This window comes from Achromobacter xylosoxidans A8 (assembly GCF_000165835.1).
GTDB classification, from domain to species: Bacteria; Pseudomonadota; Gammaproteobacteria; order Burkholderiales; family Burkholderiaceae_B; genus Achromobacter; species Achromobacter xylosoxidans_B.
In genome coordinates this window covers 70,566-83,476 of sequence record NC_014641.1, presented here as the reverse complement: position 1 = coordinate 83,476, position 12,911 = coordinate 70,566, and the positions used below count along the sequence as shown (strand labels likewise).

The following is a 12,911-nucleotide window of genomic DNA, read 5'->3' as shown; positions in this document are numbered from 1 at the left end:
ATTAATTCAATGAATTCAACGTATTACGTTGTATTATTTATTAATGAATACCGAAATTGAACTCCAGAGCGACATTGAAACCCTCCGGGGGCGATTTACGGAAACAAAAGACCTCTATCGTGAGGTTTGCGCGTTGCTGTTCTTCCGCTATGGCATCACCCCCACGGCAAGCAAGCTGTACCAGTTTGTGCGCAAGGGCTCGATGAGTGCGCCGGCGGAGGCGCTGGCCAAGTTCTGGGAGGATCTGCGCAGCAAGGCGCGCGTCGAAATCGACCATCCGGATCTGCCGCCCGAACTCAAAACGAGCGCGGCGGAGGTCATCGCCGAGTTGTGGCGGCAGGCCACGGCCGCTGCGCGCCACGAACTCGCGGCGCTGCGCCTGGAGGACCAGGCCGCGGTCGAGCAGGCTCAGGGCGAGGAAGCTCGGGCTCGCCAAGCGGCAACCGAGGCGCTGGCCAGCGCCGATACCCTGCGTCAGCAGCTGAGCGCGACCCAGGAATCGCTCCAGCAACGGCAAACGGACCTGGAGGCAGAGCGGCGCGCCCATGCCGGCGCCGTGGCCAGGTTGCAGGAGTTGCAGCGCCATCTCGAGGAAGCGCGCCATCAGCAGGAGCGAGTGCGGGTGGATTTCAGCGCCGAATTAGCCAAGGCAAGGGAGGCCGTGGACGCGGCGAACGCTCGTTCGGACGCCGCCGAGCGGCGCGCGCTGCTGGAGATCGACCAGGAGCGCCAGGCCCGGATCAAGGCCGACAAGCAGCTCGAGGCGCTGCGTGGCCAATTGGCGCAGGCCGAAGGCCGCCATCGCGAGAGCTTGCTGGCGCAGGCCGACGCCGTTACGCGGCTGCAGGTCAAGGCCGATGCGGCCGAGGTGTCGCAACGAGAACTGACGGCCAGCAATCGCGGCCTTGTTGACGATCTTCAGGCGACGAGGGAACGACTCGCGGTGGCCCAGCAAGAAGCGACGCAATTCAAAGCCGAAGCACAGACGCTTCGCGCGCTGCTGGAGCGGCTCTCGCCGCCGGAACCGGTACCGCCGCCGCAAGAAGTGCCAGCCTCAAAGGCCGCCAAGACCGGTGCGCGAAAGGTTCGATAGCTCGGTAAGTGCGGTGTGTGCGGCACGTGTCCCCAACTCATGGGTCAGCAGCTCCGGCCGCCTTGCGCAGGGCGCGCAGTTCCAGACGCGCAGACTCGCGGATCTCTTCGCGGTCTAGTTCGACAGCGGTGTCGTCGACCCAGGTTTCCCAGAGGCTTTCGAGCCACGCCTGCCGGGTGCTGAACGCCTCGACTGCGTAGTCGAGCCAACTGGCGTAGCCGGCGGGCGGTGGCAATGGCTTTTGAATGGTGAAGAGAATATCTCCTGAAGATGAAGTGCGATCATCCGACACAGAGCGCCATCCGACAAATCGAGCAGGCACTTCAGGCTCGTTGTGCATGGGATTGGCCAGCAACGAAGGAGCAAACGATGATCGGCTGGTGGATAGTTGTCGCAGCTCAGACACCCGAGGAGCGTGACCAGGCGGTGGACCGAAGGGCGGCCGTTCTCGCGAACTGGGAGGTCGGACCCGGCGGCATCGAGTGGCTGCATCAACTCGTGAAGGCGGGGTCGGCGATCCAACTCTCCTTCAGCGGCTACCCGAACCGCTACACCGCCAAAGCCAGCGATGTGCTGCCGCTGCTTGCTGACGGACCGCCGGCGCACAGGGGGCCTGCCATCATTGGCGATGACTATGTGATGCCCCCGAACTGGAAGGGCAATTTGATCTTTCACGCAGAGAAGATTGCCGCTTGTCCTCCCAATCAACTATTGACCATCGACGCTTGGGATCAATCGTGATCGTCCAGCTCGGAGCCAAGGCCCGGCACGGACTTTTCTGATCACGGCATTTCGCTCCCAGGTCCCGTCGACGAGACGACCGTTCGCATTGTGCGGCGTGACGTTCCAGGAGGAAAATCATGAGCATGACCAAGAAAGCAAGTCAGATGAAGGTGCCTCGCCCCGTTTCGCTGCCGCGGGGGCGCGGCATTTCTTCCCGGCCACGGATCGAGGAGCACGCACTGGAGAACCTGCTTAAGCGGTTCGATCCGAAGCTGCACGGTGGAGAGGTGATGGCTTGGCGTCCTGTTGGGGTTGAGGTGTTGCCGTGACCACGAAGGAGGTGCGCGGCGATGCAATTGCCCAGGCCCTTGCAAACACGCGGATTGCGGGCCATGAACCCAAGCCACGATTTCTGGCGGACGTTGCAGCGGTGGTTGCCGGCACGATGACATATGACCAAGCTGTACGTGCCAGCGCGGCAAGGGCTCGAGGTCGCAATGGATCGGAGCCGCTCCCGGCCCTCCGAGGTATGGAGAACCGATCACCCGAGTGATCGGCAGGGGGGGCCGATCCCGCGTGATCGGAGCAGCCTGCATAAGCAAGACGTCTTTAATGACTTTGAGGCTTATGAGCTAAAACTGGCCGTATCCCGGCTTAGCCTCGATGACCGCCGCCCTGCCCCTGGAGAGCCGCCCGAGATCGAGGCGGCTTTTTTTCTCGAGCATCGCCGCTTCTGACGAGGGAGTTCCGGCCACCTGGTCGCGCGCACGTCGAGCTGCAGCATCGTCATTTCCGGCGAGGCTGGCCACGTCCAGGCCACGGTCGACCATCGCCACCTTTGACGATGAACCGAGGGCCCCATCGCCAGTTCCGACGATGACGGCCGACGCCGGCGCTGGATCTCGCATCGCCGCTTCTGACGATGAGATCCACCCTTTGACACTTGAGGGGCCGAGCTGCGGGGGATTCTCCCGGCCGGCGGCCGCGAGAACCGGCTATGTCGTGCTGCGCATCGAGCCAGGCGGCAGAGCCGCCCGTCTCGCCCCTGGCGGGCTTCCAGCGCCTTCCCGACGCTCACCGGGCCGGTGGCCCTCGCCGCTGGGCTTTGCGGCCCTGACGGGCCTTCCTGGCCCGTTTCCGGGGCCTTCCCTGCCCTGCCCCACCGGCGCGGCCGTTGTGGACAGTTTCGGGACAAGTCGGCCGAGGCCGGCCGGCGCAGCCCTGACGTTGACACTTGAGGGGCAGCGGGGCCGGCGCGATGTTGACACTTGGGGGGCAGCGGCCGATTTCGGCCTGGTCGAGCCGTCCAGGCGGCCGCCGAGGCGGCCTAAGTGCCTGATCGGCATGGAGTTATCCACCGAAGTTGTGGATAACCCTGTTAGGAACCCTGCCCCGGTATTGACACTTGAGGGGCGGCCCTACTGACACTTGAGGGGCGCGGTTCTTGACACTTGAGGGGCAGCGTATTGACACATGGGGGGCTTATCCATTGACACTTGAGGGGCGGCCTCTTCGCACTTTTCCTTGGCGTGACAACGGTTTACGCGCGTTTTTCGGTCATGCTAACCAGGTTTTTAACCGTCTTTATAACCTTTTTATATAACCAGGTAGTTTTAACCAGAGGCTGGCGAAAAAAACGGCAACACGGCCCAAGCTGCCGCGCAGCATGACCGGCCGCCGAAGGGGGGAAACCCCCCTTCTCGATCCCACCCGGCCGCAAGCGGCCTCCCATCCCCCCAGGGGCTACGCCCCTCGGCCGCCTTGCGGCCTCACCCCACAATGGAGCGCCTTCGGCGCTACGGCTTAGGAGAGCCAGGCGCAAGCGCCTGGCGGAAGGCAGTAAGTTCGAGAGCTTGCGAGGGGGCAAAGCCCCCTCACACTCCCCAACCAGGTCGCCGCGGTTCGACCGGCCGCGCGATCCTCAAGCATCGCAGCAGCTCCACCGCCGCAGGTTTTACGCCAAGGAAGGGGGTCGGCCAGCTCGGCCGGTGGCGCGGAAAGCGCCCCTCAAGTGTCAATGAAACGTGAGACGCGGGGCCAGGCCCGCGCCGATCACAAGCCGAGTTCGGAGTGAGAGCCGAGGCGCACCAGGCGCAGCGTGTCGGCGTCGGGCTTCTGGTAGATCAGCACCAGGTCGGGCTTGACGTGGCAATCCCGGTGATCCTTCCAGTCCCCGGTCAGCGCGTGGTCGCGGTGCCGAGGTTCCAGCGGCTGGTCGTCGGCGAGCGCGACCAGGACGGGCACCAGGTCGGCGTCGAGCGTGGCCCGGTGCTGCCCTTTCGCCTCGCGCTTGTAGTCGCGCTTGAACTGGCCGGTGCGCTCAATCTGCCGCATGCAGATCGGCCATCAGATCGTTGACGGTGGCGAAGCGCGGCAGCTTGCCCTTGCGGGCTTCCTTCATCGCCTCGATGGTGGTGGCGTTCGGAATCAGCGGCTCGAAGGGCAGCGCCTTGTCCTGGGCCACCTTCGTGAGCAGCAGCCGCACCGCGTCGGACACGGTAAGGCCCATCGCGGCCAGGACGGCCGCCGCTTCTTCCTTGATCGCGCCGTCGATGCGCGTTTGTACGAGCTGGTTTGCAGCCATGATTGGTTCTCCGGTTGGGTTCGTGAATTACATTGTAATGCACGCCAAGGGAAAGGGCAAGGTTTAGCGGCCAAAAAGTTTAGCTAAAGTGCTTGACGATTAGGACATTTTGCCCTAATATAGCACTTGAAGGCCGGGCATTTCGCCCAGGTCAACTACCGGAGAAAGTCCGATGAACACCCAAGAGCAACCCGTTACCGCTTCCCTGGTCGCCGAGGCCCAGCGCCTCGACTTCCTGCCCGCCTACTTCGGCCCGCGTCTGATGATGCGCGGCGAGGCCCTGGTGTATGCCTGGCTTCGCCGGCTCTGCGAACGCTACAGCGGCGCGTATTGGCACTACTACACCTTGTCGGACGGCGGTTTTTACATGGCCCCCGACCTGGCCGACCGCCTGGAGATCGAGGTGGACGGCAACGGCTTCCGAGGCGAGTTGTCGGCCGACGCCGCCGGCATTGTCGCAACCCTGTTCGCGCTGGGCCAGCTCGCGGCCGAGGCCGCCGACACGGACGCCGGCGATGCCCTGATCGACCGCTATCACTTCCTGCGCGGCTTCGCAGCCAGCCACGCCGAGGCGGCCGCGATCTACCGGGCTATTGACTGATGAGGGGCGGCCCCGGCTTCGGCCGGGGCTTCCAGGAGGCGACCATGACCAGGAACAACGCTCCCCAGGCACCGACGAACAGCTACGCGACGGACGGCAAGTGCCACAACGCCGAGCCGGGCACCTACGGCCACGAATGCGGCAAGCCGGCCGCATGGATCGGCACGAACCACAAGGGGTTCAGCTCGGGATTCTGCGACGACTGCAAGCGCCACGGCTACGAAGCCCGCGACGTGATCGCGTGGCGGCGTGCTGACACTTGAGGGGCCGGCCGATGGCGAAGAAACGCAAGACGCCGGCCCAGCCGGGCCAGGACTGGAACGCGCCGGCGGCCGAGCTGCTGGCCGAGCTGCCCACCGAACGCGACGAGCTGCTGGCCGCCGCCGTGGCGGCCGTGGTGGAGATCGACGCGGCGATCATGCGCGGCGACGGTGCGGCCGCCGAGGCGGCCAGCGACCGATACGAGGCCGTCATCTGGAAGATGAACGGCGGAACGCACGTGGGCAGCATGGCCGACCACGACGCGCCCGGCCAGGTCATCGAGCGCCATTGCGCGGCGGTGCCTGGCGACGTGCCCTTGTGGGGCCAGCGCGGCCAGTTCCTGGTCGCGGATGGCGACATGCGCGCCCTGGTGGAGTACGAGGCCGGCTACGGCGGGCCGCTGGGTGCCCACTTCCAGTTCCACGTCATCGACCTGGACAGGCCGTTTATCTCCGAAACGGGCTACCGCTCGCACTTCGACACGGCGCAGGGCTGCATGACGGTGGACGAGGTTGCGCGCGGCATCCTGGCTGCGCAGCGAGCCGAGAAGAAGCGCCCGGTGATGGTCGAGGCCAGCTACCGCGACCGCCTGGCCGATGCTCCCCTGCCCGCTTGGCTGGCCGGCCTGGAGCCGCCGGCGCGGCGCGAACCGGCGACCGTCCTGGTGCCGCCGGGGTTCGTCCTGGTCGATGTGGTGCTGCCCTCGCATCGGGCCTTCATCGCCAGGCGCTGGGCGGCCGAGGCCGCGACCAGGATCAAGGCGGCCAGGGCCGCCGGGTTGGACGCCAAGGGAAAAATCACCGGCGCAGGCCCGGAGCGAGATCCCGCATCGCCAGAAACGACGATGACCTGCAGCATCGTCAAAGCCGACGATGCCGAGCCGGTCGAGGGCGGGCCTGTATCGCCGGAAACGACGATGCCGGGAGCGAGCGCGGCAACCTGCAGCATCGCCAGGAATGGCGATGGAGGCCCGGCCGACCGGGTGGAGTTCAAGCCCGGCCAGCGGTGCGAGATCGTGAGCGTCCATCACCCGGTTTTCGACCGCTACATCGGCAAGCGCATCATCATCGTGAAGGTGCATCCCGACACCCGCCAGGTGTGGGCGCACGACGACAGGCCGGTAACGTACAAGACCAATCGCGCAGGCCGGCGCGTGGTCGATTCAGACCCGAGCTGCATCCAGTCGATCTACGGCTTCGACCAGTTGCGGCTTATCACTTGACCAGGAGAACGAACGAATGACGAACGACGCCAATATCCGGCTGGAGTGCTTGAAGCCGGCCGAACGCTGGGCACAACCGACCGGCGAGGAAGTCCGCGAGGTGCTGCGCCTGGCCGGGTTCAGCGGCAGCAAGGCCGCGAAGGCGCTGGGGCTGGGCGCGAAGGGCGACCGCACGATCCGCCGCTGGATCGGCGAGGACACCCCGATTCCCTATGCGGCATGGGCGATCCTGTGCGACCTGGCCGGGCTGGGCGTGATCTGGAAAGAGGATTGACGCCAAGGGAAAGGTTTTAGCGGCTAAAGTTTAGCCTTCGGATTCCGGTAAAGCGAAAAAAGTTTAGCTAAAGTGCTTGACAGGCTAGGGCATTTTGCCCTAATATAGCACTTGAAGGCCGGGCACATCGCCCAGGTCAACTACCGGAGAAAGTCCGATGAGCGACAACAAGATCATGCCCTGGATTGACGAGCTGGAGGGCGCGGCAGCGACCGACTTCCCGGCCCGCCGTGACGAGATCGCGGCCATGATGGCCGAGGCGGCCGAGCTGGTGCGCAAAGCCGAGGAACTGCGCGGCAAGGCGTACTTCGCCGGATGCTCCCTGGAGGGGCAGGCCAAGGGCCATTGGTCGATGGAAGCCGTCGAGCAGGCCAAGCGCCGGGCCGGCTGGTAAGAGCACATGGCCCGGTCGGCAACGGCCGGGCCTATCGAGGACGCCAAGAAGGGAGTATTGCGTGAGCCGAGGCAAGATCAAGGGCGGCCCCAGGTGGAGGAACGCCCCGGAGTGATCCGGGGCGCTTGGCCTGGTGCTGGCACACCGTAACCATGCTTCCGAGTGGGAGCACCCAGCATTCAACACGTAAGCGCGTGGAGGGTCAAGCTATGTCCAACATCATCAAGTTCCCCAAGGAGATCGAGCAGCCCGCCGCGCCCGCGCCGGTGGAGCCTGCCGCCGCGCCTGCTGCCCCCAACAAGGCCCCCGGTGCTGGCCTGCTGGCCGGCCTGGTCAAGTTCGTATGGGTGGCGACCGTGTTGGTCTGGCCGATCCTCAAGTGGGTGCTGTCGATTGCCACCTTCTTTCAGTTCGTGCGGATGCTCTACCACTGGAACACGCCTGGCGTGTATGCCGGCTGGTCGTTCCTGGTGTACTTCGCGGTGCTGACCGCGATCACCTACTTCGTTTCGATCTACAAGCCGAAGGGGCTTTGACATGAAAAAACAGACCCTGCCCTACCCGCCGGGATTCGTGGAGCCAACCACGGGCCGCGTGGCCGTCCTGGTGCGCGAGTACGCGGCCAGCGATTTGAACGGCGATGCGCCGGCCTATTGGTACAGCGCGCAATCCGAGGAATGGGGCCTTGACCCCTGGCGGCTCGTTGAAGGCGTCGATCCGCATGTGCATGGCGGTTCGTTCGACGTGTGCTTTGCGAGCGGCGGCACGCGCACCGTGGGGCCGTTGATGACGTTCTTCGTGAGCGCCGACCACGCGCAGCAGCTCGCAGTTTCGCGCGCCGCGTCGCAGATGGGGCGCTACGGAATGCGGGTGGTCGAGGTTCAGCAAGGCCCCGACGACCTCAAGCGCCTAGCCGCGCTGTATTCGGATGACGCCAAGAAGGGGTGATTTTTAGCCGCTAAAAGGCTTGACGCGCCCGGCGAGTTTAGCTAAACTTCTGCACATGGTCGGCGGCTGGCACCGCCTTTTGTTCAACAACCGGGTGTGGAGTTTATATGGGTGTTCTCCATGAAGAAACGGCTAACCGAAGCCCAATTCCAGGCGGCGATCAAGGGCCTGGAGATCGGGCAACAGACCATCGACATAGCGCGCGGCGTGCTGGTCGATGGAAGGCCCCAGGCCGAGTTTGTGGCCTCGCTGGGGCTGACCAAGGGGGCGGTATCGCAAGCGGTCAGTCGCGTGTGGGCAGCGGCGGGGGAAGTGCTCCCGCAGGGCTTCGCGCGGGTGACGGCGGTACTGCCGGAGCATCAAGCGTTCATCGTCAAGCGTTGGGAAGCCGACGCCAAGGGAAAGAGGAAACAGGAACCCAACTCATGAAAACACTGGTCACGGCAATTCAGAAAGGCGGACAGGGCAAGACCTTCGCAACCTGCCACCTGGCGTTCGACTTCCAGGAGCGCGGCCTTCGGGTTGCAGTGATCGACCTGGACACCCAGGGCAATGCAAGCTGGACGCTGGCCGGCCACGACTCGGGCTATCCCGCCAGTCGCATGTTCACCGCCGGCGGCGACGAGCTGCGCGCCTGGTTCGCTGGCCGGGAGGATGACGGCCTGGCGCTGATCGCGGCCGATGCCAGCCTGGCCAACCTGGACAAGATGGACTTGGCCCAGGCCGCCGGCGCGCTGCGGGCCAGCATCGCGGCGCTAGGCGAGTTCTTCGACGTGTGCCTGATCGACACCGCCCCTTCCCTTGGCGTTGCCATGACGGCGGCCGTGCTGGCCGCCGACTACATGCTTTCGCCGGTCGAAATGGAGGCGTACAGCTTGCAAGGCATGAAGAAGATGGTTGCCGTCATCGGCAACCTGCGCAAGCAAAACCCGAAGCTGCGCTTTCTCGGCATGGTGCCGAACAAGGTGGACGCGCGGAAGCCGCGCCACGTCAGCAACCTGGCGACCTTGCAGCAGGCATATCCGCAACTGATCTTGCCGTTCAGTGTCGGCGCGCGAGACAGTATCGCGGAGGCGCTGGGCGAGCAGATGCCAGTGTGGAAGATCAAGAAAACCGCTGCGCGCAAGGCCACCCAGGAAGTGCGCGCCCTGGCGGATTACGTGTTCACGAAGATGGAGATCGCGCAATGACCAGCGCCGTAAAGACCAACGCCAAGAAGAAGGCCCCGCAAGCGGCCGCAGAGAAGCCCAAGGGCGGCGGGCTGGGCCTGGATGGCCTCGGCGACCTGTCGAGCTTGCTGGACGAGCCACAGGCCGCGAATGCGGCCCCTGGCGGCCCGCAGGAGCTGCCGCTTGACCTCATCGACGAAGACCCGCACCAGCCGCGCACGGCGGACAACCCCGGCTTCTCGCCGGAGTCCATCGCCGAGATCGGCGAGACGATCAAGCTGCGCGGCGTGAAGTCGCCCATCAGCGTGCGCGAGAACCCGGACGCGCCGGGCCGCTACCTCATCAACCACGGTGCGCGGCGCTACCGTGGCTCGAAATGGGCCGACAAGACCACCATCCCGGCTTTCATCGACAACGACTACAACGAGGCCGACCAGGTAATCGAGAACCTGCAACGCAACGAACTGACGGCCCGCGAGATCGCGGACTTCATCGGCCGCGAGCTGGCGAAGGGCAAGAAGAAGTCGGAGATCGCCAAGGAGATCGGCAAGTCGCCGGCGTTCGTCACACAGCACGTCACGCTGCTGGACTTGCCCGAACCGATTGCCGAGGCGTTCAACACTGGCCGCGCCAAGGATGTGACCGTCATCAACGAGTTGGTGACGGCGTTCAAGAAGAACCCCGAGGAAGTGGGTGCGTGGCTGGCCGACGACAGCCAGGAGCTGACGCGCGGATCGGTCAAGCTGCTGCGCGAGTACCTGGAGGACAAGCGCCACCAGGAAGGCGACCGCGACCCCAACACCGTCGATGCGTTCAGCGGCAAGACGGATGGCGAGGCCGAGGGCGACGGGCAAGGCCCGGAGGATGACGCCAAGAAGAAGGAGCCGAAGGAACCCGACCCGGACAAGCTCAAGAAAGCGATCATCCAGGTCACGCACGACGACCGCCCGGCCCGCCTGATCCTCAACCGCCGGCCGCCGGCCGAGGGCTGGGCCTGGCTCAAGTACGAGGATGACGGCCAGGAGTTCGAGGCCGACCTTGGCAAAGTGCAGCTTGTCGCGCTGCTGGAGGGCTAGACCCCCCCTGCACCAGACCCCGCCGCCCCCGCACCCCTGCGCCCCGCCATCGAGCGGGGCTTTTTTTTGCCTGCGCGCCCAGCGCCGGGCTGGCCCGTTTTAGCCGCTAAAAAAGTTCAGCTAAACACTTGCGCTATGTTGTATGTTGTAGTATGCTACACGCTACAACATACAACACCGGCCGAAAGGAGGCCCGATCATGGCAATCACGAAAGAGCAGATATTTGCGGTCGCCGACGAGCTGGACGCCGCCGGCCAGAACCCGACCCTGGCGAGCGTGCGCAAGCAGCTCGGCGGCGGGAGCTTCACGACCATTTCCGAGGCGATGAACGAATGGCGGGCACGCAAGGCCAGCCAGGCGGCCCCGATCCGCGAGCCGGCACCGGCGGCGATCACCGAGAAGCTGGCCGAGCTGGGCGGCGACTTGTGGGCCGTGGCCTTGGAAATGGCGAACAACCGGCTGGCCGCCGAGCGCGAGGCGCTGGAGGCCGTCCGGCAGGAAATGGAGGCAGCGCGCCAGGAGGCCGCAGAGCTGGCCGACCAGCTCACCGGCGAGCTGGACGAGGCCAAGGGCCGTATCGAGGCCCTGGAGGCCGCAGAGACCGACGCCAAGGGGGAAGCTGGGGCGCTACGCGAGAAGCTGGCAGCGGCCAGCGAGCGGGCGGCCACGGCCGAGGCCAGAGCCGGCGAGCTGCGCACGGAACTGGATCACGCCCACCAGGAGGCCCGCCAAGCCCGAGCGGAGCGCGACAAAGCCCAGGAGAAGGCCGCCGCGAGCGCCGACCAGGCGGAGGCCCTGCGGGCCGACCTGGCGGCCGCGAACAGCCGGGCAACGGAGATCGAGCGCCGGGCCGGCGAGCTGCGCGCCGACCTGGAGCGAGCCAACCAGGCCACCGACCAGGCGCGGGCGGCGCTGGCCGAGCAGCAGAAGGCCACCGAGGCGGCGGCCGGGCAGCTTGACCAGGTGCGGGGCGAGCTGGCAAAGGTGCAGGCCAAGGCCGAAGCCGAGCGCGAGGCGCACCAGGAGCAGCGCAAGGCAGCAGCGGCCGAAGCGCACCGCCAGGCCGAACGCTTGACGGCCACCCAGGCCGAGCGCGATGCCGCGCGCAAGGAGGCCAGCCAGGCCCGCGAGGACGCCGCGACCCTGCGCGGCCGGCTCGAAGCCCTGGAAACCGTCATGGCCCAGGAGAAGGGCAAGACGGGCGGCGCGAAAAAGACCTGATATTTCGGTCGGTTTTCAATAAAATCGAGGGTGTAACCTGGAACTACACATCCGGCCACGAGAGGAAAGCCGGCCTCGCGCATGCCGAGGTCGGCTTTTTTCTTGCTGGACTGGCAAGGAGGCCCATCTATTCCACATTTTGAAATGACCACACCGACGATAAGGAGCGCCCGATGAAACAGCGCCTCTTGGTCATGAACGGCCAACGCATCGTTCAGACCGAGCAAGAAGGGGCATGGGCCAACCAGAAGGTTGACAAGGCTGGCGCATTGAAGCCCGGCATCTACAACCTGTACATGGCCCAGCAGGCCGACAAGAAGCAGACCCATGACGGCGTGATCGTTCACGCCGACAACAACCAGGTGTACCAGCAGGTAGGCAAGAACTTTGTCATGCACGCCCGGTCAGATTTCGATAAAGTACCTGAAATCGGGAGCGCAAAGAGCATCAGCTACAGCGCGCAAGGCAAAGCAACCGTTGCCGCCGAGGCCCCGAAACTCACGCGAGGCCGGTCCCGATAGCTTTTAGCGGCTAAAAGGAGGGCCACGCCTTGAGACGACTCACACCCACCGCCGGCCGGGCAGACGCCCGCCGCATCCAGCCGGCATCCGCCGGCTTCGCAACAAGCACGACCAGCAGAACCGACGCCGCCGGCGACGGCCTGCTGGCCGCTGCCGAAGCCACAGAGGCCGAGCAGCAAGCGGCCCTGGAGGCCGCCCCGCTCGACCAGACCTACCAGGAAGCCCTTGCCCTGTACGTTCAGGCCAAGCACGACCAGGTGGAGCGCATCGAGGATCGGCTTGAAAACCTGATCGACCGTCAGCAGGCGCGCTTGCAGCAGACCCAGGCCAACCAGCCGGGCCTACTGTCCCGGCCTGGCGCGAAACGCGCTTGGCAGAACCAGCAGATGCAGCAGCAGGCGCGCTTGCAGTCCCTGCACGTGCGCCTGGAAGCCGTCCGCGAGATCAAGGAAGGCATGGGCCTGCACTCACCGAAGGTCGAAGAGCTGGCGACCCGCAAGATGCGCGCCGAGAAACCCGAGCTGGCGGCCGATTGGGATGCCATGCGCGAGGCGGCACGCCGGCACCAGGCGCTGCAACGCCGCGAAGAGCAGGAGCGAAAGCAGGCGCAGGCCCTGGAGCGACCAGGCCGGTCGCAGAGCTTGGGCCTCACGCGGCCCGTCTAAAACGAAAGCCCGGCACTGCCGGGCTTTTTCCTCGAGCCTCGCCGTTTCCGGCGATGCAGGCCCGCCGCTGGCGGCATCCTGCAGCACCGTCATTCCCGACGATGCAAGGGGCTGGCCAGCCTCGCCAGTTCCGGCGATGCCGCCGGCGCGGTCGACCA

At 65.5% G+C, this 12,911-nt stretch carries 20 protein-coding genes; 17 read left to right on the top strand and 3 right to left on the bottom strand.

Annotation, left to right across the window (positions count from 1 at the left end; all coding sequences use genetic code 11):
• The first annotated feature begins 43 nt into the window (after positions 1-43).
• Positions 44-1,093, top strand: coding sequence for a DNA-binding protein (locus AXYL_RS32770; protein WP_013397104.1), 1,050 nt, complete (start codon positions 44-46; stop codon positions 1,091-1,093).
• 37 nt (positions 1,094-1,130) lie between these two features.
• Here AXYL_RS32770 and AXYL_RS32765 read toward each other — a convergent pair whose 3' ends face one another.
• Positions 1,131-1,433, bottom strand: coding sequence for a hypothetical protein (locus AXYL_RS32765; protein WP_013397103.1), 303 nt, complete (start codon positions 1,431-1,433; stop codon positions 1,131-1,133).
• Between the two features lie 29 nt (positions 1,434-1,462).
• Here AXYL_RS32765 and AXYL_RS32760 point away from each other — a divergent pair, with 29 nt between their 5' ends.
• The 3 genes from AXYL_RS32760 to AXYL_RS35495 all read left to right on the top strand — a co-directional run bounded on the left by AXYL_RS32760 (position 1,463) and on the right by AXYL_RS35495 (position 2,369).
• Positions 1,463-1,834 carry a hypothetical protein gene (locus AXYL_RS32760; protein WP_013397102.1) on the top strand — a complete coding sequence of 124 codons (372 nt, stop codon included), beginning with the start codon at positions 1,463-1,465 and terminating at the stop codon, positions 1,832-1,834.
• A 119-nt stretch (positions 1,835-1,953) separates the two neighbouring features.
• Entirely contained in the window at positions 1,954-2,145 is a 192-nt protein-coding gene (locus tag AXYL_RS32755; protein ID WP_013397101.1) for a hypothetical protein, read from the top strand.
• Entirely contained in the window at positions 2,142-2,369 is a 228-nt protein-coding gene (locus AXYL_RS35495; RefSeq protein WP_158307678.1) for an antitoxin VbhA family protein, read from the top strand. Before AXYL_RS32755 ends, AXYL_RS35495 begins: the two co-directional genes overlap by 4 nt.
• 1,499 nt (positions 2,370-3,868) lie before the next feature.
• Here AXYL_RS35495 and AXYL_RS32745 read toward each other — a convergent pair.
• Positions 3,869-4,150, bottom strand: coding sequence for a type II toxin-antitoxin system YafQ family toxin (locus AXYL_RS32745; RefSeq protein ID WP_011114071.1), 282 nt, complete (start codon positions 4,148-4,150; stop codon positions 3,869-3,871).
• Entirely contained in the window at positions 4,137-4,400 is a 264-nt protein-coding gene (locus tag AXYL_RS32740) for a type II toxin-antitoxin system RelB/DinJ family antitoxin (RefSeq protein WP_011114070.1), read from the bottom strand. Before AXYL_RS32740 ends, AXYL_RS32745 begins: the two co-directional genes overlap by 14 nt.
• A gap of 172 nt (positions 4,401-4,572) precedes the next feature.
• Here AXYL_RS32740 and AXYL_RS32735 point away from each other — a divergent pair, with 172 nt between their 5' ends.
• From AXYL_RS32735 to AXYL_RS32675, 13 genes are all read left to right on the top strand, one after another.
• On the top strand, positions 4,573-5,001 hold the full coding sequence (locus AXYL_RS32735; protein ID WP_011114069.1) for an antirestriction protein: 429 nt from the start codon (positions 4,573-4,575) through the stop codon (positions 4,999-5,001).
• A 44-nt stretch (positions 5,002-5,045) separates the two neighbouring features.
• On the top strand, positions 5,046-5,264 hold the full coding sequence (locus tag AXYL_RS32730) for a hypothetical protein (RefSeq protein WP_012478187.1): 219 nt from the start codon (positions 5,046-5,048) through the stop codon (positions 5,262-5,264).
• A gap of 11 nt (positions 5,265-5,275) precedes the next feature.
• The gene (locus tag AXYL_RS32725; protein WP_012478186.1) at positions 5,276-6,484 is read left to right on the top strand and encodes a hypothetical protein; all 1,209 of its coding nucleotides are present in this window, start codon (positions 5,276-5,278) and stop codon (positions 6,482-6,484) included.
• A 16-nt stretch (positions 6,485-6,500) separates the two neighbouring features.
• On the top strand, positions 6,501-6,758 hold the full coding sequence (gene korC / locus AXYL_RS32720) for a transcriptional repressor KorC (RefSeq protein WP_012478185.1): 258 nt from the start codon (positions 6,501-6,503) through the stop codon (positions 6,756-6,758).
• Positions 6,759-6,915: 157 nt separating this feature from the next.
• Entirely contained in the window at positions 6,916-7,152 is a 237-nt protein-coding gene (kleA, locus tag AXYL_RS32715) for a stable inheritance protein KleA (protein ID WP_011255200.1), read from the top strand.
• A 209-nt stretch (positions 7,153-7,361) separates the two neighbouring features.
• Entirely contained in the window at positions 7,362-7,688 is a 327-nt protein-coding gene (gene kleE, locus AXYL_RS32710) for a KleE stable inheritance protein (protein ID WP_012478184.1), read from the top strand.
• A 1-nt stretch (position 7,689) separates the two neighbouring features.
• The gene (locus AXYL_RS32705; protein WP_011255198.1) at positions 7,690-8,100 is read left to right on the top strand and encodes a DUF2761 domain-containing protein; all 411 of its coding nucleotides are present in this window, start codon (positions 7,690-7,692) and stop codon (positions 8,098-8,100) included.
• Positions 8,101-8,220: 120 nt separating this feature from the next.
• A complete protein-coding gene (locus AXYL_RS32700; protein WP_011255197.1) occupies positions 8,221-8,529 on the top strand; it encodes a transcriptional regulator KorA in 309 nt (102 codons plus the stop codon).
• Entirely contained in the window at positions 8,526-9,290 is a 765-nt protein-coding gene (locus AXYL_RS32695) for a ParA family protein (protein ID WP_013397098.1), read from the top strand. Before AXYL_RS32700 ends, AXYL_RS32695 begins: the two co-directional genes overlap by 4 nt.
• Complete coding sequence (locus AXYL_RS32690) at positions 9,287-10,345, top strand: transcriptional repressor gene korB (RefSeq protein ID WP_012478180.1); 1,059 nt, start codon at positions 9,287-9,289, stop codon at positions 10,343-10,345. Before AXYL_RS32695 ends, AXYL_RS32690 begins: the two co-directional genes overlap by 4 nt.
• Before the next feature lie 199 nt (positions 10,346-10,544).
• On the top strand, positions 10,545-11,567 hold the full coding sequence (locus AXYL_RS32685; RefSeq protein WP_012478179.1) for a DNA-binding protein: 1,023 nt from the start codon (positions 10,545-10,547) through the stop codon (positions 11,565-11,567).
• 173 nt (positions 11,568-11,740) lie between these two features.
• Entirely contained in the window at positions 11,741-12,088 is a 348-nt protein-coding gene (gene kfrB / locus AXYL_RS32680) for an IncP plasmid survival protein KfrB (protein ID WP_011255193.1), read from the top strand.
• Between the two features lie 29 nt (positions 12,089-12,117).
• On the top strand, positions 12,118-12,753 hold the full coding sequence (locus AXYL_RS32675; RefSeq protein WP_012478178.1) for an IncP plasmid survival protein KfrC family protein: 636 nt from the start codon (positions 12,118-12,120) through the stop codon (positions 12,751-12,753).
• Positions 12,754-12,911 lie beyond the last annotated feature (158 nt).